Annotated in this window: 20 protein-coding genes and 2 pseudogenes; 10 read left to right on the top strand and 12 right to left on the bottom strand. The window is 39.4% G+C overall.

The features are described from left to right. Window positions 1-13 precede the first annotated feature (13 nt). The 3 genes from PTRA_RS17025 to exaC all read right to left on the bottom strand — a co-directional run bounded on the left by PTRA_RS17025 (window position 14) and on the right by exaC (window position 3,754). Window positions 14-1,009 carry a DUF5677 domain-containing protein gene (locus PTRA_RS17025; protein WP_058374857.1) on the bottom strand — a complete coding sequence of 332 codons (996 nt, stop codon included), beginning with the start codon at window positions 1,007-1,009 and terminating at the stop codon, window positions 14-16. Between the two features lie 130 nt (window positions 1,010-1,139). Next, on the bottom strand, window positions 1,140-1,787 hold the full coding sequence (locus PTRA_RS17020; protein ID WP_058374856.1) for a hypothetical protein: 648 nt from the start codon (window positions 1,785-1,787) through the stop codon (window positions 1,140-1,142). 446 nt (window positions 1,788-2,233) lie between these two features. Next, entirely contained in the window at window positions 2,234-3,754 is a 1,521-nt protein-coding gene (gene exaC, locus PTRA_RS17015) for an acetaldehyde dehydrogenase ExaC (protein WP_058374855.1), read from the bottom strand. A gap of 185 nt (window positions 3,755-3,939) precedes the next feature. Here exaC and PTRA_RS17010 point away from each other — a divergent pair. Next, window positions 3,940-4,837, top strand: a pseudogene (locus PTRA_RS17010) (helix-turn-helix domain-containing protein). Between the two features lie 66 nt (window positions 4,838-4,903). On the opposite strand, the gene PTRA_RS17005 reads toward PTRA_RS17010, so the two are convergent. Next, window positions 4,904-5,926, bottom strand: coding sequence for a LacI family DNA-binding transcriptional regulator (locus PTRA_RS17005; protein ID WP_208855544.1), 1,023 nt, complete (start codon window positions 5,924-5,926; stop codon window positions 4,904-4,906). 111 nt (window positions 5,927-6,037) lie between these two features. On the opposite strand from PTRA_RS17005, the gene PTRA_RS17000 reads away from it, so the two are divergent. Continuing rightward, window positions 6,038-7,204, top strand: a complete 1,167-nt coding sequence (locus tag PTRA_RS17000; RefSeq protein ID WP_058374853.1) for a phytanoyl-CoA dioxygenase family protein — start codon at window positions 6,038-6,040, stop codon at window positions 7,202-7,204. Between the two features lie 142 nt (window positions 7,205-7,346). Here PTRA_RS17000 and PTRA_RS16995 read toward each other — a convergent pair whose 3' ends face one another. Then, entirely contained in the window at window positions 7,347-8,714 is a 1,368-nt protein-coding gene (locus tag PTRA_RS16995) for a carbohydrate porin (protein ID WP_157756057.1), read from the bottom strand. A gap of 507 nt (window positions 8,715-9,221) precedes the next feature. On the opposite strand from PTRA_RS16995, the gene tnpB reads away from it, so the two are divergent. Next, window positions 9,222-9,356 carry an IS66 family insertion sequence element accessory protein TnpB gene (tnpB, locus tag PTRA_RS19405; RefSeq protein ID WP_083497558.1) on the top strand — a complete coding sequence of 45 codons (135 nt, stop codon included), beginning with the start codon at window positions 9,222-9,224 and terminating at the stop codon, window positions 9,354-9,356. A 424-nt stretch (window positions 9,357-9,780) separates the two neighbouring features. Further along, window positions 9,781-9,930 (top strand): annotated as a pseudogene (locus tag PTRA_RS19400) (IS66 family transposase); the annotation flags it as partial. 214 nt (window positions 9,931-10,144) lie between these two features. Here the strand turns inward: PTRA_RS19400 and PTRA_RS16985 are convergent. The 7 genes from PTRA_RS16985 to PTRA_RS16955 are packed head-to-tail and all read right to left on the bottom strand — an operon-like array spanning window position 10,145 to window position 19,588. Then, window positions 10,145-11,647: a CoA-acylating methylmalonate-semialdehyde dehydrogenase gene (locus PTRA_RS16985; protein WP_058374851.1), complete on the bottom strand. Its 1,503-nt coding sequence runs from the start codon at window positions 11,645-11,647 to the stop codon at window positions 10,145-10,147. A 13-nt stretch (window positions 11,648-11,660) separates the two neighbouring features. Next, the gene (gene iolE / locus PTRA_RS16980; RefSeq protein WP_058374850.1) at window positions 11,661-12,557 is read right to left on the bottom strand and encodes a myo-inosose-2 dehydratase; all 897 of its coding nucleotides are present in this window, start codon (window positions 12,555-12,557) and stop codon (window positions 11,661-11,663) included. A 44-nt stretch (window positions 12,558-12,601) separates the two neighbouring features. Further along, entirely contained in the window at window positions 12,602-14,458 is a 1,857-nt protein-coding gene (gene iolD, locus PTRA_RS16975; protein ID WP_058374849.1) for a 3D-(3,5/4)-trihydroxycyclohexane-1,2-dione acylhydrolase (decyclizing), read from the bottom strand. Between the two features lie 10 nt (window positions 14,459-14,468). Continuing rightward, window positions 14,469-16,382 (bottom strand): bifunctional 5-dehydro-2-deoxygluconokinase/5-dehydro-2-deoxyphosphogluconate aldolase, encoded by a 1,914-nt coding sequence (locus tag PTRA_RS16970; RefSeq protein ID WP_058374848.1) that lies wholly within the window; start codon window positions 16,380-16,382, stop codon window positions 14,469-14,471. Window positions 16,383-16,432: 50 nt separating this feature from the next. Then, window positions 16,433-17,566: a Gfo/Idh/MocA family protein gene (locus PTRA_RS16965; RefSeq protein WP_058375154.1), complete on the bottom strand. Its 1,134-nt coding sequence runs from the start codon at window positions 17,564-17,566 to the stop codon at window positions 16,433-16,435. An 11-nt stretch (window positions 17,567-17,577) separates the two neighbouring features. Then, window positions 17,578-18,447: an ATP-binding cassette domain-containing protein gene (locus PTRA_RS16960; protein WP_058374847.1), complete on the bottom strand. Its 870-nt coding sequence runs from the start codon at window positions 18,445-18,447 to the stop codon at window positions 17,578-17,580. Between the two features lie 13 nt (window positions 18,448-18,460). After that, a complete protein-coding gene (locus PTRA_RS16955; RefSeq protein WP_058374846.1) occupies window positions 18,461-19,588 on the bottom strand; it encodes an ABC transporter permease in 1,128 nt (375 codons plus the stop codon). Window positions 19,589-20,092: 504 nt separating this feature from the next. On the opposite strand from PTRA_RS16955, the gene PTRA_RS16950 reads away from it, so the two are divergent. From PTRA_RS16950 to PTRA_RS16925, 6 genes are all read left to right on the top strand, one after another. Then, a complete protein-coding gene (locus tag PTRA_RS16950; RefSeq protein WP_083497555.1) occupies window positions 20,093-21,052 on the top strand; it encodes a sugar ABC transporter substrate-binding protein in 960 nt (319 codons plus the stop codon). A 104-nt stretch (window positions 21,053-21,156) separates the two neighbouring features. Beyond that, a complete protein-coding gene (locus tag PTRA_RS16945) occupies window positions 21,157-22,026 on the top strand; it encodes a MurR/RpiR family transcriptional regulator (RefSeq protein ID WP_058374845.1) in 870 nt (289 codons plus the stop codon). A gap of 10 nt (window positions 22,027-22,036) precedes the next feature. After that, window positions 22,037-22,840 carry a 5-deoxy-glucuronate isomerase gene (gene iolB / locus PTRA_RS16940; RefSeq protein ID WP_058374844.1) on the top strand — a complete coding sequence of 268 codons (804 nt, stop codon included), beginning with the start codon at window positions 22,037-22,039 and terminating at the stop codon, window positions 22,838-22,840. Window positions 22,841-22,853: 13 nt separating this feature from the next. Beyond that, complete coding sequence (gene iolG / locus PTRA_RS16935) at window positions 22,854-23,849, top strand: inositol 2-dehydrogenase (RefSeq protein WP_058374843.1); 996 nt, start codon at window positions 22,854-22,856, stop codon at window positions 23,847-23,849. Between the two features lie 132 nt (window positions 23,850-23,981). After that, window positions 23,982-24,194 carry a hypothetical protein gene (locus tag PTRA_RS19175; protein WP_208855543.1) on the top strand — a complete coding sequence of 71 codons (213 nt, stop codon included), beginning with the start codon at window positions 23,982-23,984 and terminating at the stop codon, window positions 24,192-24,194. Window positions 24,195-24,738: 544 nt separating this feature from the next. Beyond that, the gene (locus PTRA_RS16925) at window positions 24,739-25,656 is read left to right on the top strand and encodes a DMT family transporter (protein WP_058374842.1); all 918 of its coding nucleotides are present in this window, start codon (window positions 24,739-24,741) and stop codon (window positions 25,654-25,656) included. Window positions 25,657-25,660 lie beyond the last annotated feature (4 nt).

Genomic DNA, 25,660 nt, shown 5'->3' with positions numbered 1-25,660 from the left:
TCAGGGCGTGTTGTTATATTGGCTTTTCGACGTTAACAAACGCTTCACCAACCTCTTTAACGTAATTATCTATTATTTTCATAAATAGAACTGAATCTTTGTAATCTAAGCCGCTATTTTCATCTTTGATATATGCAGATAGAAATACAGATGTTATTTGAGCCAGACTAATTGCTGTAAACTGAGCGGGATCTGTTAACCCTGAATTAGACTGACCACAAAGTAGCAAGTCTTCTTTAGCTTCATTCATTGCATATAATGAAGCCATTTCATAATAATCAGAATGTACATTACGACTAGCTAATTTATAGTTATGTGACCATTTATCAAGTTCTACATACTCTCGTAGCTTCTCAAATTTAGCAAAACCGGTGTGTTCTCTTGCCCAATGCCAGCTAGACTTTCCACCTGTAATCTCATCTTTCAGAGCTGCGTAATATTCAGCTTCGTCCTCAGTAAATGTTTCCAAGCCCATAGCATCTGATGTTTTTCGATGTTCAGCTATGCCTTCAGCCGTTTTAACCATTCCATGCTTTATATAATCAATTGCAGCCTTCTTTCCACATTTACTTATGACAAGGCAAGTTACAACCATTTCATATAAAGTGCGCCAACGGGCTAAGGCTGCATCGGGATATCCACCTTCAAGAAGGTGGATGATTTCACCACTAATACGGCATGCGTGTGCATGTTGACGTAATAATACGCCAATTAATTCGTCCGTTTCATATTTTGGAATTTTTACAAATTGTTCTTGAAAGTTCATCCCTGCTTGTAAGCAAGTTTCTCTTAATGCGTGAAGTTTACGGAAGCCTAAACTCCACCTTTCTCTATTTCTCTTTATAAAGGCATCATGTTCAGAAATAACACGCTGAACGTTTATTTCTTCTTGCTCTGCTGTATCTTCGATCAAAACTTCTGACGCCAAATTTATGATAGCTTCATAAGTTGGGTCTTCTCCATTTTCACGAAGCTTAGTTTCAACAAGTTCTAGTAGCTCTTCGAACAATTATAACTCCATAGCTTGATGCCAATATAACGCCGCATTAAGCGGACAAAAATAGTGGGTTAAAATGTGTAGCGAAGCGAAACGTAACCCACTGTTTTTGTTCAGTTTAAATGCCTTGTTAGCTGTAATATTAAGCGTAATTACCACTAAATATGCTGATCAATTCTTGTTCATTATAAATATTAGCTTTAATTTCTTTTATGTAAGAGGGTTTCGTCTTTTCATCATTAGTAAAATCAATTGCCACTGATAAAAATGTATATTTATTAGACTCATGCTTGATGCCGATAGTATGGTTTTGTAATAGATTTCTAAGTCTTTGTAGAGTGTCTTTATTTTCACTAAATATAATTTCAATATCTAATATTTCTTTCAGAGGGTGTTGAGCATGCAATACTTCTCCACATCTTTTATAGACCTTTATAAAATCGCTTTGAGATAATGAGTTTTCATAACTCTGAGGAATCAAAACAGGTTGAGATGCATTATCTTGAGAGTAAATAATATGACTTGGCAATGGGTAGAAAACCGTTGTTTTGTTGCTAAGGTTCTCTATTATTTTCTTAGCATGCCATTCACCTCTATCTTTATGATTTAGTTTATCTTGGTTTACCAAAACAGATAGATAAGCGATTAACTCTAAAATTTTTCTTATTTGTAAAGATGTAGTCTCAATAAAAATAGCACTATTTTGTTCAGAGAATACACCAGCAGATTGTATCCTATCTCTTATTTCTGTGACAATATTTGAATATTTTTCAGTAGAAAAATTCTGCATACAAACTCCATTTACAGCTAACAGCTAACAGCTAACAGCTTATAGAACACCACTATGGGGGTTTATAACCCCCCAAAACGGCGTATATTACATAGCTTAATAGTTCCACCAAACAACTCTAATGTAAACAAGTAATTACGTGTGTAATAAAATTGCCCTTGTTTAAATACCTCAGAACGACTTTTAATAATGTTATCGGACAAAACCGCAACAATTGCCAATTTATACTGTTATTAATTATAAAATTTAGCTGGTGTGAAATACCTTTTTTAACACTGAAAAAAGAACATATATATAATAAAAACATGCAAAAAATACGATTGGTGCTAAGAGCGATAACGCGGTTGAGTCGTTTTAAATTCATTAAACCAATGTAAAAAAAAGCGCTGCAAATATGCAGCGCTCATTACTTAATGGTTGTTGTATTTAAGTTTAAACTTTTTTGATTAAAAGAAGCCGAGCGGATCTTCGCTATAGCTTACTAATAGGTTTTTAGTTTGTTGGTAGTGACCCAGTGCGAGTTTGTGGTTTTCGCGACCAATACCTGATTTTTTATAACCGCCAAACGCGGCGTGGGCCGGATACATGTGGTAGCAGTTAGTCCATACACGGCCTGCCTCAATTTTACGCCCCATACGATACGCTTGGTTCATGTTGCGGCTCCATACACCGGCGCCTAAACCAAATTCAGAACTATTGGCAAGTGCCAACGCTTCGGCTTCGTCTTTAAAGGTCGACATTGAAATAACCGGGCCAAAAATCTCTTCTTGGAATACCCGCATGTCGTTGGTGCCTTTTAATAATGTAGGCTGAATGTAATATCCGCCGTTAAGATCATCGCTTAACTGCTCTACGTTGCCACCGGTAAGTACTTCTGCGCCTTCTTTTTTACCTATTTCGATGTAGCTTAATATTTTATCGAATTGCGCTTTAGACGCCTGCGCACCTATCATGGTTTCGGTATCTAGCGGGTTACCGCGTTTAATTTGTGCAGTACGCTGTAAAATACGTTCAATAAATTGCTCGTAAATATCTTCTTGAATGAATAGTCGCGATGGGCAAGTACACACTTCACCTTGGTTAAAGTAGGCCAGTATTGCGCCCTCAATCGCTTTTGATAAAAACGCGTCGTCTTTGTCCATTACATCGCTAAAGAAAATATTGGGTGACTTACCACCTAGCTCTACCGTTGATGGAATTATGTTTTCGGCGGCGCATTTTAAAATATGTGAACCCACTGGAGTAGACCCCGTAAAGGCGATTTTAGCAATACGGGTGTTGGTAGCCAAAGCTTCACCGGCTTCTTTACCAAAGCCATTAACTACGTTGAGTACGCCCGCTGGCAGTAAGTCGCCAATCACTTCCATCAGCACTAAAATAGAGGCAGGTGTTTGCTCTGCTGGTTTTAGTATTACACAGTTCCCCGCAGCTAGAGCTGGGGCTAACTTCCACGCTGCCATTAGTATTGGGAAGTTCCACGGGATTATTTGCCCAACTACACCTAATGGCTCATTAAAATGATAAGCAACGGTAGTTTCATCAATTTCACTAATACCGCCCTCTTGTGAGCGCAGGCAACCTGCAAAGTAGCGAAAGTGATCAGCGGCTAGTGGAATATCGGCCGCGAGTGTTTCGCGAATTGCTTTGCCGTTGTCCCACGTTTCGGCAACTGCAAGTAACTCTAAATTTTGTTCAATACGGTCGGCTATTTTTAATAATACGTTACTACGATCGGTAACCGATGTAGTGCCCCACTGCGCTTTTACTGCATGGGCTTTGTCGAGCGCAAGCTCAATGTCGTCTTTGTCGGAGCGCGCTACTTTACAAAATACTTTACCGTTTACAGGGCTAATATTTTCAAAGTACTGGCCGTTTACTGGCTTTACCCACTCTCCGCCAATGTAGTTTTCGTATTGCGCTTTAAAGGTAATTAGTGCATCTTTTTCGCCTGGATTTGCATAAATCATAGTGACACTCTCTTGTTGTTATTAGCTAAAAGTCGAGCTATTAAATAAGTCATTTTGCTTTATATTTAATCAAGTGCTGTTTTATAATTAATCAGCATTGATTGACATTAGACTATCAAACACTTAAAAGCATGTATTGCTGTCCACAAAAGTTGTCTATGAGTCCAGATTTAAAAGGGATTAAAATGCATACTCCGCAATTAAATAAGCAACGCCAGCAATTAAAGGTGCTAATTGAAAATAAAGTGACCTTTGCTGCCGATAATAGCGAGCTAAGTATTTACGATACTTATCAAAATGCACAAAAAGTAGCTTTGCATTCAAAAGAATTACTTTTTTGCGCCATGCTTAGTGGTAAAAAGGTAATGCATGTAGAGAGCTGCCAATACCATAAGGCATTTTTACCTCACGAATCCTTTGTATTAGCACCAGAGCAAGGGGTATTAATTGACTTTGAACAAGCATCTTTAAAGCGCGCCTACTACCTGCCTTGCTATTGAAATAAGCACAGACAAAATAACGCAGGTGGCTAATGCACTCAATATTGAGCAACGCTTTGCCAGCGATGACTTATTTGCCTATACACCGCAACTGGTACATAGCCAGCACAATAGCCAAACCCAACAACTTTTAGCGCGTATGGTGCATTTATTTAGTGAGCCCGACGAGCAGCGAGGTTATTTAATCGACTTATCGTTAAACGAGCTTATTACCCGCTTGCTACAGCAACAAAGTCGTGATTTATTACTAAAACACGGCAATAATTCGCAGCTTAAAACACCGGTAAATAATGCTTTGCAATACATAGAAGAGCACTTAAATGAAGCATTGGATATAGAGAGGCTGTGTAAAATTGCCTGCATGAGTCGCAGCAAGTTTTATCAACAATTTAAGTTAGCGTTTGGTACTAGCCCAGCACTGTGGCAGCAGCAACTTAGGCTTAAAAAAGCCTATAGTAAATTGTTGCAGGGCCGCACGGTTAGCCAAGCGTGTTATGAGCTGGGTTTTAATTGCCCTAGCCATTTTAGCCGCTTATTTAAACACGCCTATGGCGTACCACCTAAGAATATCGGCGCCCACTAAAGTATAACCAAGAGCGTAGCTACAATGATAAATGCGCTTATGTTAAGCGAGCAAATATATAACAGGCTAAGGTATATTAAATGGTGTAATGATATCTATTTTTGAAGCTGGTAAATCACTTTCTGGGAGAACGTTGTGGTGTTGTAATAAAGCAAAGAATGCACACTGTACATCCTGCTGTAGATCATGATGCAACACCGCATGTATTTGGTGTTGAGCTAGGAGAATACGGTTATCTCTATCCAAGTCATGAGCAATGAAAATAGGAAGGGGGCGTTGTTGCTCGGCAAACGCTTGTAATATGGCGTTATTGCCACCTCCTACACTATAAACTCCATGGATCTTATTAAACTGAGTGAATAGTGTGTTTATCTGTTTATACACTAATGTATCCATACCATAGCCACCTTCAGATATAAGCACATCAACATTCTTTACCTTATTTATCAAGCTATTACGAAACGCCATGACGCGTTGTTGTTCACCTTGAAAAAAAACTTTACTCATTACCACTAAAACTCGTTTCGGCGCCCTGTCGTTTAGCCAGTTCATCATGAGATACGCCGCCGTTTCACCAGCTAATTTGTTAGGCATACCACTGTATAATATACGTTTTGAAGATGGTAAGTCCGTGACTAAAGTAACCGTAGGGATACCTTGTTCGAATAAAATATTTACCGTCTCTATGATAATAGGAGCATTGGGTGCTTTGAGAATTATTCCATGACTACTTCGTTTACCGAGTACGATTAATTGCTGGCATAGTTCCTCAATACTAATCTCTTCAAATAAATGGAATCTTGGCCGAATCCGAAACGGAGTCATCATCATCAGTTGTGCATAAATTGCCTCTTTTACTGCCTGACAAAAGCGATTAGGCGCGTGCATAACCACATCGATGTAAAAAGTTCGTCCTGAAATAGGAACGTTATTTTGTTGCTCTGCTAATTCAATCAGAGCTTGTTCTACCCTCCTCTGGGTGTGTGCGCTTACTTTTCCTCGTTGGTGGACAGCACGATCAACCGTTGCCTTACTGACACCTGACTGGGCAGCGATCTGTTTGATTGAGAAATACCGTAATTTACGCATAACCATCCTAAAATGAGGTTTCCTTGAGGTTAACTAACCTCATTAAAATTGACACCGATGTTAGACTCACTGTCAATTAGCTATCAATAACAACATTAATAGGTTCCTACTATGTCTCAAAATCCCGCTAACTTTTTACGTTCACAAGATGTTAACGATGAACATCTATTTCAACTCTGTAAGCAAAGCGTCGCTCTTAATGATTACCCTTATGCACATGATTGCAAAAATAATGTGCTTATTTACAATGCATCATCATTAGCAGATCACATGCAAACAGAACGCATAAATGTGCTGAGTGAATTACACCGAGCCATATCTGATAATGGACCTGGCGTGATAGTAATAAAGGGCGCATATTCTGATCCAGCTTTGCTCTCACGCTTTAATAAATTATTTGAGTCTATTCTTATTCAAGAAAGAGAACAAAAAACCGGAGGCGATCACTTCGCCACTGCTGGAGCGAATGGCCGAATTTGGAATGCCTTACAAAAAGTCGCATTACAAGCACCTGCTGATTTTATCGAATACTATAAAAACCCAGCATTAGGATGGGTTGCAGACGCTTGGTTAGGACCCTATTGGCAAATGACCTCGCAAGTTAATGTCGTTCACCCTGGAGCAAATGCACAGCACCCACACCGAGATTATCATTTGGGCTTTCAAAGTAATGCTATTTGTGAATCTTACCCGCTATCAATCCACAAATTATCAAGTGCTCTTACCTTACAAGGCGCAGTTGCGCATACTGATATGCCTCTCGCCAGTGGCCCCACTAAGTTACTCCCCTTTTCTCACCAATATGATTTAGGTTATCTGGCATGGCGTGATCCCGACGTAGTTAAATTATTTGAACAAGAATACGTGCAACTTGCATTGCAGCAGGGTGATTTATTATTTTTTAATCCCGCGTTAATTCATGCCGCTGGCTCTAATCAAACAGCTGATCTACATCGCACAGCTAACCTTTTACAAATCTCATCTAGTTTTAGTAAACCAATGGAAAGCATTAATAGAGAAGCTATGTGTCAGACCCTTTATGGAACACTATGCCATAAATGGCAAACAGGGCAGCTTGACGAAGAAGCTCTAAAAGCAGTAGTGGCATGTACCGCTGATGGTTACTCGTTTCCCACTAATTTAGATCTAGACCCACCTTATAATGAAGCTGCACCTCAAACCCAGCAACAACACTTATTATTAGCAATTCAGCAGAATACTCCTGCAATCGAGTTCTTTGCAATCCTAGAATCGTTGCGCAGTAAACGCTTAGCCTAACCGTAAATGGCTTATGATAAAAGCAATAGTGAATAGGACTAAATATATTAAGGTTAAACCCACGATACCTGCTCACCCTATATCAGTAGAAATCTCGTAGGCTGGCCACCCTACGAGATGAAAACATACAAGCAATGAACAATTAAAACCAAACTTCTACCTGAGCGCCTGCAACCAAGGCACTCTCAGCACCTTCTTTGCCAGCAACATTTAAGCCAGACTCTTGACCAGCTGCATTGTTCCAATCAAAGTTACTTAGGTAAAACCTTAACGACGGTCTAGACCAAAAATCTGTTGAGTCTGCAGTCGCTTGTAATGCTAAGGCGTACTTCATTAATTTTTGCTCATCATTTTCAATGCCGTTTGTTTTTGTTTGATAAGCGTTATAACCCACTTCACCAAGCACACTCCAATGTGGCGATATTGAATAATGCGGGCGCACACCAACACTTTTTAGGGTGTGGTAATCAGATGATTTTTCGTACATCGCCATATAATTTATTTTAAATTTTTCACTAATATCAATTAAACCAGTATTGAAAATACGCAAGCCCTTTGAGCTACTATTGGCAGCATAATCAAAACTTCCGCCATCCGTACCAGCGCTGCCAGGATTACGCGCCATAGCTCCTGTACCAACCTGAATCGCTGTTTTTTGATCAACAATGCCGAACTTTTTTTGCCACTGTACTGTATAGGTTCGGCCATCGGCTAAACCGGCTGCATTTATTGCATCGTTAACAAATAAGTTTTGCAGTGTAAATACAACTTCTCCTGCATCACCTACATCCATTTCATAACGAATATCGGCCATAATATTTTGATAATTGCTATCTGCGGTGCCATTTTCACCTGTAATGTCACCCTCGCCACCATAAGCTAATACGGCAATATGTAGTTTGTCGCTGTCATTTATAGCTATATCTGAAACACCCACACCATTACCAGAGCTTTGCACATAAAAATAATCAAGCATATGCACATCACCTACGCCAATACTTCTGTAATAGCGCCGTCCCATCCATAAGTTACCATTATCAAGCAAGTTATCTGTCTCAACATATAGCTCCCTTGTACGTTTCGACCAAGACTCTGTTGCTGTAGGCGAACGTGAATCGCCAGCGACATCTATCATGTATACTGCTTTAAAGTTCACCCCACTCAATTGCTGCTTTTTAGTAAATTTTAGTTCTCCATAGTCACGGCACTCATTACCTAAACGATAATAAATACCATCATTTTTGGGGTAATTTAGTGAGTAACAAGAACCACCGTTTTTAGCTCCTCCGCCAATAACGGTGTTTGTACCTGTTCGAAAATAACCACCAAAACTAAAACTATTATCGGCTTCTTGCTTGGCATTTACCTCACTGCTAATTAATTCTTTAACATAAGCAATATCTTCATCCGATAATATTGTTGGGCGCTCAGCAGCATTAACACCTGTTAATGTTGTTGCTAACAAGGCTATTAAAGATAAAGAGGACTTTAGTAATGTATTATATTTCACGCTTACTCCTACTAATAGATAAGTTAATTTTATTTTAAACATTAAATTCCAAAATAAATTAATTTGGAATGCTTGATTCATCAAGTAGAAGCCTATTTAGAAGTTTTGTCAACATGTATTTAAACTAAATGTTTCATTTTATTAACAGTGGAACATAAATTCTAATTTCTGTAAGGGCTCTATAATCGTCTAACAAGGAACACCTGCCTGTAAAGCGTCAAAACTATTAGGCTGTTTCCACGTTTGAATTAAGAGATAACGATGAGAAAAACCGTAGCCTTGAACAGTGGCGTAGCATCATCAAAGAGCAAACATCTAGCGATTTAGCTATAACTGAGTACTAACAATAAAATTATTTCAAAAAAACAAAAACTTACAGGCAGCAACACCATAAATCACCTAAGTCAATTATTACGCGAGCTTGCCTGATGAAGATGTTGTTGAACCCAAAAATATTTACTTACACCGTGATGTCGTGGACTTTCTAAAGCTTATTGATCACTACACATGGTCATCGTTGAAGATGAGTTGAAACACGATGCATATGCTGGTGCGCTCTTTCTGTGCAACAAAGCAAAAGATAAACTCAAACTGGTGTATTGGGATAAAACGGGCATTGCTCTGTGGTACAAGCGACTATAAAAAAACAAGCTCAAATAGCCAGACAAAGCCAGACAAAGCCAGACAAAGCCAGACAAAGCTACCATAAAATAATTTGAACTGAGTCTCCAACAACTGAATTGATTATTGTCGAGATATGATGACACTTAGTCATGAAAAATTGCAGTATCAATCTACGCTCTAACTGATCACATTGGCAGTAAATGAGCATTGCCATATAGGCCGTAAATTCATCGAGGCTACAGGCAATAACAAGAAAAGCTGGCAAAGCGATGTGGCGTTGAATCTGATAGGTAAGATCTATAGTATTAAAAAGTTCAACGTAAAACAGCAAAAAGCCAAACTCATCTATCAAGAGCTGATCAAGCATTAAGATACCCCAAAAAATGATGCTTGGTAAAGCTATTAACTACGCGATAAATCAGTTTGAAAATTCCGCCACTATCTTGATGATGGCAGGCTTAAAATGGATAGCAACCGAGCTGAACGAGCGATTAAACTATTTATGATAGACCACAAGGCATGGCTGTTCTCAAATACTTACAATAGCGTTACCATACTCTATAGCCTTGTTGAAACTGCAAGCGCCAAGTAATCTTGACCCGTTATTACCAAGGGATATTTAGCAATTAGGTGCCTAGGACTAGGCGAAAAAATAGCAACTGGAAATAGATTTATTATCCAGACCTCAGGTTGCTTACTCATTGAATATATAATAAATCATCTATGGTAACGTACTTATGGTATAACGCTTAAAGTGAAGGTTTCTATCCATTTGTCAAATGGATAGAAACCTAAAGTAACAAATACTATTTCATAGTAGGCATCGAGAAAGAATTCGTTGTTTGCTGCCCTTTAGGCCATCTGGCAGTGACTGTTTTCATCTTAGTATAGAAGCGCACACCATCGTTACCATGCATATTTAATGGACCGAATACTGATCGCTTCCAACCACCAAAACTATGGAACGCCATAGGCACTGGGATTGGAATGTTCACACCAACCATACCAACCTGAACTTGCTCACAAAACTGTCGAGCACTATCGCCATCACTAGTAAATATGGTGGTTCCATTCCCATATTCATGCGAATTAATTAGTTCTATGGCTTCTTGATATGAACCGACACGAACAACAGCTAGTACGGGCCCAAAAATTTCTTCTTTATAAATCCGCATACCAGGTTTAACATCATCAAATAACGTTGGGCCAATAAAGTAACCCAACTCATGTTTATCGACCTTAAAACCACGTCCGTCAACGACGAGTTTTGCACCTTCTTCAACCCCTGAATTAATATAGCCAGTTACCTTTTCAGCATGAACTTTACTTATTAATGGCCCCATATGGGCTTCCTCGGCCAGACCTGATCCGGGTCCCACACGCATATCCGCTATTTCTTGCTGCAACTTATCTATTAGTCGGTCAGCGGTTTCATCACCAACACAAACGGCGACTGAAATTGCCATACAACGTTCGCCAGCCGAACCAAATGCAGCCCCCATTAATGCTGACGTTACTTGATCAACTTCGGCATCTGGCATCATGATCATATGATTTTTAGCACCACCTAGAGCTTGAACACGTTTGCCATTTTTACTACCTGTCGCATAGATATATTCAGCAATCGGTGTTGAGCCTACAAAACTAACCGCTTGTACACGGCTATCGTTCAATAACACATCAACAGCCTCTTTATCGCCATTAATAATGTTAAAAACACCATTTGGTAAACCAGCTTCTTTTAAAAGCTCGGCTACTCGCATAATAACGCTCGGATCTTTTTCAGATGGCTTCATTACAAAAGTATTGCCACACGCTAGGGCTATTGGAAACATCCACATAGGGACCATTACTGGAAAGTTAAAAGGTGAAATACCTGCGCAAACACCTACTGGTTGCATCAGTGAAAAACTATCAACACCACGACCAACATTAAGAGAATGCTCGCCCTTTAATAAGTGTGGTATACCGCATGCAAATTCAACAACTTCCATGCCCCGCGTGAGTTCACCTTTAGCATCAGATAATACTTTACCGTGTTCAAGGGTGATCATTTCAGCTAATTGATCAATATTTTGTTCTAATAACGCTTTAAAACGAAACATAACGCGTGCACGGTTTAGCGGTGAAACACGACTCCACTCATGAAAAGCTTGTTCAGCTATACTAATTGCCGCTTCAGTTTCGCTTACCGTTGCTAGTGACACTAACTTTGTTTGCTCACCTGTTGCTGGGTTGAATACTGGAGCTGTTCGAGTACTTGCACTTGCAACGCTTTCACCATTAATGTAATTACCTACAATTTTCATTTTATGAATCCTTTTATGCTAATTTTAAATTTGCTTTACGTGCAAAGTCTTGAATATTATTAAAACCTAGAGTTGCATAGGTCAATGGATCGGCAATCGCAGGATCTTGCTCAGCCTCAACTACAAGCCAACCTTGATAATTTAGCTCTCTAAGTGCGGTAAATATTGCTGTATAATCAATATCACCATCACCCGGAACGGTAAATACACCATTCAGTACAGCATCTAAAAAACTAAGATTACGATTTTTTGCATCTTTTAAAACGTCAAGCCTGACGTCTTTGGTGTGGACATGAACAATTCGCTTACCATGCTTGACTACTACGGCTAATGGATCACCATTTGCGTAAGTAATATGGCCACTATCAAGTAACAAACCGAGAGAATCTCCTGTATGCTGCATCAACAAGTCAATATCATCACTTGTTTCAACAACGGTTCCCATGTGGTGGTGGTAAGCTAACCGCACTCCCTGACTTAAGCAGTAATCAGCAACTTGAGTTAGTTGCTTACCAAACTGTTCCCACTCAGCAGCTTGCATAGTTGGTCTATGTGATAATGGGATTGCTTGTTTACCATGGATCGCGCCTGTTACTTCGCAATAAACCATCACGTTCGAACCGCCCTTTTTCAGCAATTGCAAATGATCTTCAATCGCAATAATTTCTTCTTCCGCACTACGTGATAACAGTTGACCGCTAAACCAGCCAGAGACAAGCTTTAAATCATGCTCAGCTAATACACTATTTAGCTGTTCACTTTGACGTGGAAACTTGTTGCCAAGTTCAAAGCCCGCATAACCCGCTTTTTTACCTTCACTAAGGCATTGTTCTAAAGAGGTGTCTGCACCTAGAGATGGTAAGTCATCATTTGTCCAGGTCAGAGGGTTTATTCCTACTTTTATAGTCATAGTTTTATATCCAAATAAAGGGGGTAATAAATATTTTCCGACAATTAATACGGTTGTTTGTTTTTATTCTGTTGATAGCTCTGTTGCGCAAGGTTAACTTTTTCGCTAACAGACACTTCAGGAATAGCAACATCCCACCACGAATTTCCATTGCAGGTGGTCACATAGGGATCCGTATCAATAGCAATTAAATAACTGCGTTCAGCCTGTTTAGCCCTTTGTATTGCTTGTTCTAATGCTGCGATTGAAGACACCGATTCTGCTTGGGCTCCCATAGCTATTGCATGCGCAGCAAAATCTAGCTTCGGAGCACCTTGATCAATACTATGACAATCCTCTAATAAGTTATTAAAAGGTTCATTACCGGTAGCCATTTGTAAACGATTAATACAGCCATATCCTCGATTATCTAACACAATAACAATGATTTTTTGTCCCATCATTACCGAGGTTGCCAGTTCTGAATTCATCATCATGTAAGAGCCATCTCCGACCACTACAAACACATCACGATCTGGACTGGCCATTTTTACACCAAGGCCTCCTGCAATTTCATAACCCATACAAGAAAAGCCATATTCTACGTGATAACTTTTGTTATCATCACAACGCCAAAGCTTATGTAAATCACCCGGTAAACCTCCAGCAGCGCATACCACTACATCCCGAGGATCAGATTGACGTTTTACTGCACCTAAGACCTGAGCGTCACTTGGTAACTTTGCATCTGTATCAGCTGTTACTTGCTGATAAACTTCCCGCCATTGTTCATTAACGCTGTTAACTTCCTCGCCCCACGCTGGAGATGATTGCCAATCAGATAGATTACTTGTTAGATGTTGCAATGCGATTTTTGCATCGGCTTGGAGCGGTATAGCATCGTGTTTGTTCGCATCGAATTGACCGACGTTTATCTGAACTAACTTAGTATTCCCCCCCTCAAAAAGCGTGCGTGACTCAGTGGTGAAATCTTGTAACCTTGAGCCTATTGCAATAATTAAATCGGCTTGACGCGCTAGACTATTTGCAGATTTACTGCCCGTAACACCTATACCACCTACTGCATAAGGATGTTGCCAATTAAGACTACCTTTACCCGCCTGGGTTTCAGCAACAGGAATTTTATGAGCATCTGCAAACTGTGCCAGTGTCTCGGTCGCTAAAGAGTAATGAACACCGCCACCGGCAATGATCAAAGGTTTAGACGACTTTCGCAGCAGCGCAATCACTTGCTCTAGTTCACTGTTTTCAATGCCAGGTCTACGAATACGGTGAATCCGCTTTTCAAACATCTTCGCTGGGTAATCAAACGCCATTGTTTGCACATCTTGTGGTATAGCTAATGTGACGGGGCCACAATTAACTGGGTCGAGCAAAGTCTGCATAACTACAGGTAAGCTATTGATTAGCTGCTCAGGACGATTAATACGATCGAAGTAACGGCTGACCGGTTTAAAACAATCATTAACCGAAATCGTTGGGTCACTAAAACATTCCACTTGTTGTAATACTGGATCAGGTACTCGATTAGCAAATGTATCGCCAGGTACAAATAATATAGGTAGACGGTTAACATGTGCCAGCCCTGCTGCTGTGACCATATTTGTCGCGCCTGGCCCAATAGATGTAGTACACATCATCATTTTTCTACGGTTATGCTGTTTAGCAAAAGCGATAGCTGCATGCGCCATGCCTTGTTCATTATGAGCGCGATATGTTGGAAATGTATTACGTTCCTGATAGAGCGCTTCACCTATACCTGCAACATTCCCGTGGCCAAAAATAGCAAAGGCGCCTGTAAAAATAGCTTCCGGCTGGCCATCGGTAGTTTCTGATATTAGATATTGTTGCTGCAAATATTTAATTAATGCTTGAGCAGCTGTCAAACGTATTGTTTTCATCTTTAGCTCCTTACAATTTCCTATTACGCCAAGCGTTAACAAGTCGTAAATAATTATCTTTTACTTGAGAAATAAACTCATTGTCGTCAATATCTCCTGTAAGCCACAATTTACTAGGCGCAGTGAAGATAGAGCGACCCACAGCAAAACCTTTACAGATATCAAAATTAGCACTGGCTTTAAATGCATTTTCTAATTCACTTAATGGTGCATCTAACCCTAATAATATGACTCCTCTGCAGTGTGGAGAGCGTTGCTTTAGTAACGTCGAAATATCCTGCCACTCTGAAGTGGTCGGGGCAGGAAGTTTCCACCAATCTGGTTGCACGCCAAGATTAAAAAAGCGTTGCATTGCTCTTAAAACAGTTAAGTTATCTTTATCCATATCTACTGGTGGGATAATTTCAATTAGTAGCTCGTGACCGCTTAAACAGCAGGCTTTGTATAACTCAACAACTTGCCGTTCTTGAGCTAAACGTAGGTTGATTTCATCATTTGGATGGAAGAAAACAAGGCATTTTACTATATGCTCTTTCGGCCAACTTTTAAGTCGAGAAGCAATTGACCGACCACCTTCTAGCTCAATGGGGCGAGAGCTAGGAAGCTCAACTGGACGCCCTATCCACCAATTACGTCCTGTTACTTGGTTTAGCGCATCTTGTCCATATGTGTCATCAATTAAAACACCTGCTTGATAATTAAACCCTTCAGTTTGAGAGCCAGCAATTGTTGCTTCAACTAGCAATTTTTTTAATTTAGAAATTCGCGCTGGATCCGCATTAAGTGCACGAGCCATATCATAAAATTGCTTACGGTGATCAAATGCTAATATACACAGTTCGTTCCAGTCTGTAGGTACGCGAGTAGTTACTCGATGTAAGTGATTTAGTTCTGGGTCTAGATCTGGACGCGCTATAGCATGTTGTCTTGCCAAATAGTTGTCTAACTCTTCCGCTGATGGGATTGCTGGTGCGCACCCATGTCGGGATACAACCAACGCACCACAAGCATTAGCGTAAGTACAACACTTTTCGTAGCTCTCATTACGTAACCAACCTCGTAAAAAACCACTTAAAAATGCATCACCCGCTCCCAATACGTTTAGCACATCAACTTCGACACCATAAGTAGTATGCCCTTCATCTAAAGTAGCAGGGATCGCACTATCAAAAACAGAACAGCCCAGCGCACCGCGTTTTACAACAATTTCAGCTTGGCTAATTCCTCTAATTCTATGTAAACACTCAATAGTGTCGGTGCAACCTGCTGCAATGTGAATTTCTTCCTCAGTACCAACAATTAAGTCACAAAGAGGTAAAATAGAAAGTAAATGATTAGTCACTGTCTCATCAGAAACAAAACGGTTTTCTCCCTCGCCTAATCCTGTTAATCCCCATAACACAGGTCGATAATCAATATCTAAAATCACTTTAGTACCAGCAGCCCGAGCATACTCAATAGCTTTAAGACTGGTCGCCTTTGTTTGTTCCGTTGAAAAATGCGTACCAGTAATAAGTAATGACTTGCTTGATGCAATATACTCGGCATCGAAATCATTACTATCTACTGCCATATCGGCACAGTCATTACGGTAAAACAATAACGGAAAACTGTCGTTGTCTTTAATTGATAATAGTACTAACCCTGTTAGGCGTTCCGGATCTGTTACAACATGACTAACATCACAGCCTACCCGTTGTAATTCTTCGCGGACAAAACGCCCCATATGTTCATCACCTACACGGGTTAGCATCGATGATTTTAAGCCTAAGCGAGCAGTCCCAAAAGCTATATTGCCTGACGACCCTCCCAAAGATTTGCTAAAAGATGAAACGTCTTCTAAACGGCTGCCAATTTGCTCACCGTAAAGATCTACTGCTGCACGGCCTAAACAAATTACATCAAATTTATAGTTTTTATTCATTATCGTTTAACTCCGATAAAAATTGGCGAGATTTCCATTCGCTTATTGAATTAAGAGCTGGCTTTAATATTGATCCATTGGCCAAGATTATGTGACTCTTCAATAGAATCAACAACTAAGTTAACTTCATACGCGGCCCTGAAATCAGGCCATATTTTAGTATCATTGGCGATTCCTTGGATAAGGTCGCGAACTTCCACTATTTTTTGATCGTTATAACCTAAGCCATGTCCCGCGGAGATACAAAAATGCTTATAATCTGGGTGCTCTGGGCCAATTAAAATAGTTTTAAACCCTTCTCGAGCGGTATTTTCTCCACGAATAAACAGTTTCAGTTCGGCCAAACGCTCTTGATCGAAGATGATCGTTCCTTTAGTCCCCGTTACTACGTAAGTTAACCCCATTTTTCGACCGCAAGCTATACGACTGCTCTCAATCGTTCCGATAGCACCATTGGCAAAACGAATCATTGCATGCGCTTGATCTTCGTTCTCAACGATGCCGAATTCTCCAGGTTTCCCCAGGATAGGACGTTTAGTGATCACAGTTTGTAAGTCACCGTTTACCGCAGAAATATCGCCCACTAAATACTGTGCCATATTTATAATATGAGAGCCCATATCACCTAAGGTACCCGAGCCAGAGTATTCTCGTTTAAGACGCCAACTAAACGGTGCTTGAGGGTCGGCAAGATAATCTTCATTGTGGGTACCACGAAAGTGAACAATTTCGCCAATTTCACCATTAGCGATAATCTCTTTAGCTAATTGGCTAGCTGGGTTCTTAGCATAGTTAAAACCAACTAGTGTTTTAACCCCAGCTTTTTCAGCAGCTAAAGTCATCTCAAGCGCATCACTTGCATTGAGTGCTAACGGTTTTTCAGAGTAAACATGTTTGCCAGCAGCAATTGCAGCCAATGCCATTTCTTTGTGTAGATAATTAGGCGAACAAATGTCAACAACATCTATATCAGGGTCATTTACCAGCTCTCGCCAGTCTCCTGTCGAGCGGTTAAAACCGAATTCGAGCGCTTTTTCAGCTGCTAGTTGGCTATTTACTTCCGCTAACATTTCACATTCAACCCTAGCACTTAAAGGAAACACTGCGGGTACAGAGCGAAGGGCTATAGCATGGGCCTTTCCCATGTATCCTGTACCAATTAACCCAACTTTAATTGTTTTCATATTATTCTCTTTCATGCAGTTACTGCGCTTTTAATAGAGATTTCTGCGGCTTGTCCTGCATCAAGTGAGTGACTTCCGCCTTCACTTTCAGCTTTATCAGCTCTCTCAAATTCTGCTAATTCTGATTCTAAATCAGCAAGTTCTTGACCACCTGCCATCATTTCTAACACTTCTTCTCGTGAAACATCTTTCTTAAGGAAAGTACCGAGACTTTGACCTCGATTTAGTAGAGTAAACCGATCTGCAACAGGATATGCATGGTGAACATTGTGCGTGATTAAAATTACCGCTAAGCCACGTGCTTTAGCTTTAGCGACAACTTTAAGTACATTCGCTGACTGTTTAACACCCAGTGCAGCGGTAGGTTCATCAAGAATTAATACTTTGGCACCAAAATGAATAGCACGTGCAATCGCTAAGCATTGTTTTTCACCGCCTGACATAGTGCCAATAGCTTGTTCTGGGTTACGTACACAAATTCCCATTTCGGCTAGCCCATCAACGGCTATCTTATTGGCTTTTTCGGTATCAAAATAGCTGAAAGGCCCCCACTTTTTAGTCAGCTCTCGACCCATAAAAAAGTTGCGGGTCACACTCATTAAAGACACTAAGGCTAGATCTTGGTATACTGTTGCGATCCCCAAGTCTAGGGCTTTTCTTGGTGATGGGAGTGTTGTAGATACACCTTCATATATGAATTCACCTTCACTAGGTTTATGAACACCAGCTAACATCTTAATTAAAGTTGATTTACCTGCGCCGTTATCTCCTAACAAACAATGAACCTCACCTAACTTCACTTGCATATTTATGTCTTTTAATGCGATTACCGAGCCAAAATAACGGCTGACATTTTTAAGTTCTATAATAAATTCGCTCATTATCTTTCCTTAATTAGTTAGCTTTGGTGATTTGTTTACGAATAAAGTTATTAAATAGCACTGCGATAAGTAACATGGCGCCTAAAAAAACACGGAACCAATCTGAGCTAATACCAGAGAAGAATATCCCCATTTGCACAACACCAAAGATTAAGGCTCCAAATAAAGCGCCAAGAATTGATCCATAACCACCAGTTAATAGTGCTCCCCCTATTACAACAGCAATAATTGCCTCAAACTCTTTCAGCAAGCCACGGTCTGCTGCTGCTGAACCGAACTCTAGCACTTGACATGCAGCATAAAGCGTGGCGCAAAATGCAGTAAACATGAACAAGATTATTTTTACTCTATCAGTAGGAACCCCGACATTTTTTGCCGCTTTAGAGTCCCCCCCTGAAGCAAATATCCAGTTACCAAAGCTAGTACGAAACAATACCCAGCTTGAAGCAATTGCTAGCAATACACACCACACTACGATCATTGGTATACCGGTAACCAGAGGGGAGCCATCGCTATAAGTATCTAGTAATCCAATAGAAGCAAGCCAAGTAAATATACTCGTTCCAAATTCGCCACCAAAAAGTGGAGCCAACCAGTCATTTTGAGAGACTTGGTCCACGCCACTCACAATTGTTTTATTAGTAAACAAGATAGATAGCGCAATAGTTAAGCCACGTAAAATAAACAAAAAGGCTAACGAGACGATAAAAGAAGGAAGACCGGTGCGAACAACAACGTAACCAATAAACCAGCCTATGCCCATTGATAATGCAAAGGCAAACATGATACTGCTCCAGACAGGCCAGCCCCAGTACAATGCGGGAATAGAAATAACCATACCCGCAAAACCAATCATCGAACCCATTGATAAGTCAAATTCACCCGCAATCATCAGAAGACAGGCGCCAATTGCTAATATTCCTAACTGGGCGGAAACCGTTGTCCAGTTCATAATACCATCCGCAGCAAACATGCCTGAGTCTCCTGCGAAGATACCAAAGAAAATAAATACCAGTATAACCCCGGACATTGCGCCAAAATCTGGACGGTGTAATAAGCTTTTTATTTTAGATATTTCTCTGACCCGCTCGTCAGTTTGGGATGCTTTCTTTGATGCACTAACGGTGCTGACTGTAGCCATATACAACCTCTTTTTTGTTTATCTTTATTATCTTTATCTGTAGCGATGATACAGATAGCTGGGGTTATTTTTAGGTCTTCTTTACGAAGTATCTAGATTGAACCGCCCTCAATCTAGAATAAAAATTCCACATAATCAACTATTGAAACGAATAATTTAATTTGATTTCCTAAATTTATATATTACACCCTGTACCACTTAGTTAAATAACGATTAAATTCAGTCATTTAAAAACATATCTTGTTTAATTATTCAAATATAAATATTTATAATTAAATCAAATTTAGCTAATTAAGTAAGTTAGAAAGGAATGTTTTTGTAAAAAAAATGACTTTAATGTGCTTTTTGTAAATAAAAAACAATCTATTTGACAATGAGTTGTAATTGTGGCCTTCTACTTATGGAATTTAAATTCCAATATTAAACAAATGAAATTTTAATTTTTTAATTTAACTCAATCAAACTACTTGAAAGTTTTGATACTTAGATAGGATGGAGTAAGCAATGATTACAATGATTAAAAAGACCTCTACAGTTTTACTAGCAACTATCGCTATAAGCGGCCCAATGATGACCTCACTCTCCGCACATGCGGCTGATGAACATTTCGTGATGATAAGTCATGCACCTGATTCTGATTCTTGGTGGAATACAGTGAAGAACGCAGTTAAAGAATCGGCTGATACTATGGGGGTTCGTGTTGATTACCGTAATCCATCAACTGGCGACTTAGCTGATATGGCGCGTATTGTTGAACAATCAATTGCGACTAATCCTGACGGTATTATCGTCTCAATTGCAGACTTTGATGTTTTAAGTGGTCCACTTGAAAAAGCCACTAGAAAAGGGATACCTATTATCACTATTAACTCTGGTACAGCAGAACAAAGTTTAAAACTCAATGCTCTTATGCATATTGGCCAGCCTGAATATGAGGCTGGGTTTGGTGCAGGTAAAAAAGCTCAAAAAGCAGGAGTTACCAGCTTTTTATGTGTAAATCATTATATTACCAACCCTGCATCTGTAGAACGCTGTAAGGGTTATGCTGATGCGATCGGAGTTGATTTAACCTCCAGTATGATTGATTCACAGCAAGATCCATCTGGTATAGAAATGAAAGTTCGAGCGTATATGCGTAGTAACCCAGATACTGATGCAATACTCGCCGTAGGTCCTACTTCAGCTCATCCTACGATCCGCGCACTTGATAAGATGAAACTAAATGGGAAGGTACATTTTAGTACGTTTGATTTAAGTGAAGATATTGCAAATGCAATTAAAAATGGCACTATCGCATTCGCAATAGATCAACAGCCTTATCTACAAGGATATATGCCTGTAGTCATTTTAACCCTTTATAATCGTTATGGAATTATCCAAAGTAATAATATTAACTCAGGTCCAGGTTATATTACCGCTGATAATTTAGCTTTGGTTGAAAAACTAACAGGGACAGTACGTTAGAAATTAAAACCAAAGTAATATAACCAAAAGCATTGTATTTTTAGAATTTTCATTCTATTTATTGATACAATATGCTAAAAATTCAGTCTAAGGTGAATATAAACATGACAAGTGATAAAAGTGCACTAGCACTGGATGAATTAAACGTTGAAATAGCCGAAAAATTTAGTGTTTTAAGTAAACGATTGCAACTGGTTGCTAAATACGTATTAGACAGCCCAAATGAAATAGCATTTGGTACTGTCGCAATAATTGCTAATGATGCTAATGTTCATCCTTCTACCTTAATTCGGTTTGCTCATGCTTTTGGTTTTAGTGGCTTTAGTGATATGCAGAAGCTTTTTCAAAATAAGTTACTGCAAGAGTCACCTAATTATGAAGAAAGAATTAAGTTAATTAAAGACGATACCAGCCTTGAAGATGCTAATGCGGGGATAAGACTATTGGAGCAATTTAGTCAAGCTAATAGCAATGCACTGGCCAATCTAAAGAGCAGTGTTAAGCAAAGTGACTTAGATCGTGCTAGAGATATTTTAATTCAGGCTGATTCGATTCATGTGATGGCAGTCCGTCGCGCATTTCCGGTAGCAAGTTATTTAGCTTACCTCTTTAATCACATTAATTTACGCTGTTTTTTACTTGATGGCATAGGTGGTATGCATCATGAACAAGCTAAGTTAATAAAAAATAATGATGCACTTATCGTAATTACTTTCTTTCCATATGCGGATGAAACGCAACAATCTGTTGATTATGCTATTGCAAATGGTAACCCTATTATTGTGTTTACCGATAGCCCATTGAGCCCATTAGCCAATAAAGCAACTGTTTGCTTTATAGTTAAAGAAGCGGAAATCCATTCATTTCGCTCATTAACATCGACAATGTGTCTGGTACAGGCTCTTTCTATTATGTTAGCTCATCAATTAAATATAACAAATTCAACTGAACCCGGATTAATATCTGGGGGCTAAAGGATATATAATGTCTTATTTACACAGTCGCCCAAATTATAGCGATGATTCTGGCTGTATCCAAAAAATATCGCCACAATCAGCTAATTGGAAATATGTTAGTTTTGAAGTTCACAAGTTAGCTGCAGGTGAAAAAAAAGTGTTTAGTAGTACAGACAATGAAACATGCATGGTGATCGTAAGCGGCTTTGCCGATGTTAAGACGGATAATGAGTCATGGACTAATATTGGCGAACGAATGTCTGTATTTGAAAAAAAAGCGCCATATAGTGTTTATACTCCACCTAAAGATACATTAATAGTCACTGCAAATACCGAATTAGAAGTCGCAATATGTAAAGCTCCTGCGGTAGGAAAGTACCCAACTCGATTGATTAAGCCACAAGACTGTAGTTATGAAACTCGCGGCAATGGAACAAATCAACGTCATGTTTGTAATATCTTATTCGCTAATTTGGAAGCTGAGAAGCTGTTAGTTGTTGAAGTGATAACTCCTGATGGTAATTGGTCAAGCTATCCGCCGCATAAACATGACTCTGATAACCTACCACAAGAAAGTTCATTAGAAGAAACGTATTACCATAAGTTAAATCCTCAGCAGGGCTTTGCCTTCCAACGTGTTTATACTGACGATCGTAAAATAGATGAAACTATTTCGGTGGAACACAATTCGGTGGTAATGGTGCCCGAAGGCTATCACCCAGTTGGCAGTCCGCATGGGTATGAATTGTATTACTTAAATGTAATGGCAGGACCTACTCGAGAATGGATATTTAAAAATGATCCAGCACACGAATGGATTCTCAATAAATAAGAGGGAGATAAATATGATTAATTTTGCTTTATTGGGTGCAGGTCGTATTGGCAGTATGCATGCTTCGCTAATAGCCAGCTCTCCTCAGGCGAGATTGTGCTATGTTTATGATACATATCAGCCAGCTGCGATCGAATTAGCTACTAAATATGATGCTTGCGCCGTTGAATCTGTTGAGCAAATTCTCAATGACGATAGTATTGATGCATTACTGATTGCAACCTCAACTGATACACATGTTGAGTTCATTATTAAAGGTGCTTTAGCAGGTAAAGCTATTTTATGTGAAAAGCCGATTGATCTCAGTACGGAGCACGTGCGGCAATGCTGGGAGCAAATAAAAGATTGCCAAGTGCCGATTCAAATTGGCTTTAATCGTCGTTTTGATCCAACCCACTCTGAATTAAAACAACAGCTAAGTAATGGCGGTATTGGTCAGCTACAACAATTAATAATCACCAGTAGAGATCCTGATATTGCGCCAACGAAGTACTTAAAGCACTCAGGTGGAATTTTCCGTGATATGATCATTCATGATTTTGATATGTTTCGCTTCATAACAGGGGAAGAAGCCGCTGAAGTTTACGCTATTGGCAGCACGCTAATTGCGCCTGATTTAGCTGATATTGGCGACGTTGACAGTGTGATGATCACGATTAAAACTCAATCTGGTAAACTTTGTCACATCAATGGCTCTAGGCGCTGCGTATATGGCTATGATCAACGAATTGAAGCATTTGGTAGTGAGGGATTATTACAATCAAATAATCCTCGCCCAAACTCTGTCAGCAAATCAACTGCCAGTAACACTGATAGTCTTAGCATACTTAACCCATTCTTTATCGAGCGATATGAATACGCTTATCGCTCTCAACTTAATAGCTTTATCACATCACTCATTAATAAAACGGCAACCAGTCCATCCTTTACTGATGGAATGAAGGCACAAATAATGGCCGATGCCGCTCAGGAGTCACTTTCTAGTGGGAAACCCGTACTATTGAGTTAATAGATACTTAGGTTTACTTTTTATACATCATTTCAATCCTCTTACAGCGATATATAATCCTCAGAGTGAATCAAGTGTGTAGAGTAAAGTTTAGTCAAGGACGACTATTCTCTTGTTAAGGCTTATTCAATAATGTTGGTAACTGATCCCTGGTTTTATCTAACTGCTGTTCCAGCAATATTAATATTTGGCATTGGTAAAGGGGGGCTAGGCGGTGCATTAGGTGTTATTGCAGTGCCAATGATGGCGTTAGCTATTTCACCTATGCAAGCAGCAACTATTTTACTGCCTATTTTGTGCGTTATGGATATTTTTGCAATCAAGTTACATTATCGAATGTGCTGATTATACCCTACTCAAGTTAATGTTACCTTGGGCGCTTGTGGGTGTTTTTATTACAGGAGTAAGCTTGAGTATGATTTCCAGCATCGGTTTAAACTTATTGATTGGCAGTTCATCTATATTATTCTGCCTTCAATACCTATTGAAAATCCGTAATAAAACAATTGTAGAATGTACTTGGTTTTGGAGTCTTTTTGGTGGCTTTTCTAGTACGACCATGCAGGCAGTGGATCCATTAGCATTTATCTATTACCTAAAAGCCTTGATAAAATAACTTTAATCGCCACTATGGCACTGTTGTTTGGCTTTATTAATTTTTTCAAATTAATTCCTTAAATAGCACTTGGTAACTTTGATTAAACTAACTTATTGACTGCTCTATTTTAAATGCCACTGGCACCTATTGGGGTTAAGCTTGGCGTATTATTATTGCAGAATGTAAATCAACATATGATTTATAGATTATGTTACCTGTTCTTATTCGGCTTGAAACTCGTTAACAATGGTATTGCTGAATGGTTAATATGAGATTAGGATACACACTTAAATGCAGTTACCTAAACAACATCGACATGCAGAGCTACTATTAGTCACAGCAACCATAATAGCGGCATCAGGCTGGATTTTTTCCAAAGAAGCAATTCAACACTTACCCGCTTTTGGCTTTATTGGTATAAGATTTTTATTAGCCGCTTTATGCTTATTGCCCTTTTGTTATCGTGACTTATGCCTAATTCGACCGATTGTACTTCTCAAAGCCTTTTCTGTAGGAAGTGTATTAGGCTGTGCTTTATTGTTATGGATTTATGCTGTATCTATTAGCGAAACCTTAGGTGAAGGGGCATTTATTATGACCTTGTCACAACTTTTTGTTCCTCTGTTCGCCTGGCTGCTCTTTACTGATAAACCTACAACGGCGTTTTGGTACTCCCTGCCTTTTGCTATCATTGGCTTGGTATTATTATCAGCCTTGGGTGAATGGAACCAATCAAGTACTCAACTATGGTTTTTGTTAGCGGCAATAATGCTAGCCATACATTTTAACTTGAATAGCCGATATGCCCAGCGTGTTCCAGTGTTGTTGTTAACTTGTATTCAGCTTTGCTCTATCGGAATTATTGGACTAGTAATATCGGCTTATTTTGAAGTATGGCCTGACGTGATCCCCAGCTCTACTTGGAGATGGGTTGGCCTAAGCATAATAGTTGCCACGAGTTTACGCTATGCCATCCAAACCAAAGGCCAAAAAGGTGCTAGTGCTGCTAATGCCGCTGTAATCATGATACTTGAGCCTATATGGGTCTTTATAATCAGTATTATATGGTTCGCAGAAACTATGTCTTTATACAAAATTATTGGCTGTTCGTTGATCTTACTCTCGATACTGATCAATCGTGGAATGGGTCAATTTGTCCCCTTATATTTGCAAAAATATAAGTCGCGATTTATGACTAAGATACGGTAATAAT

The organism is Pseudoalteromonas translucida KMM 520, from assembly GCF_001465295.1.
In the GTDB taxonomy this organism is placed as follows: Bacteria; Pseudomonadota; Gammaproteobacteria; order Enterobacterales; family Alteromonadaceae; genus Pseudoalteromonas; species Pseudoalteromonas translucida.
The sequence above is the reverse complement of the archived record's forward strand: the minus strand, read 5'-3'. Positions and strand labels throughout refer to the sequence as shown.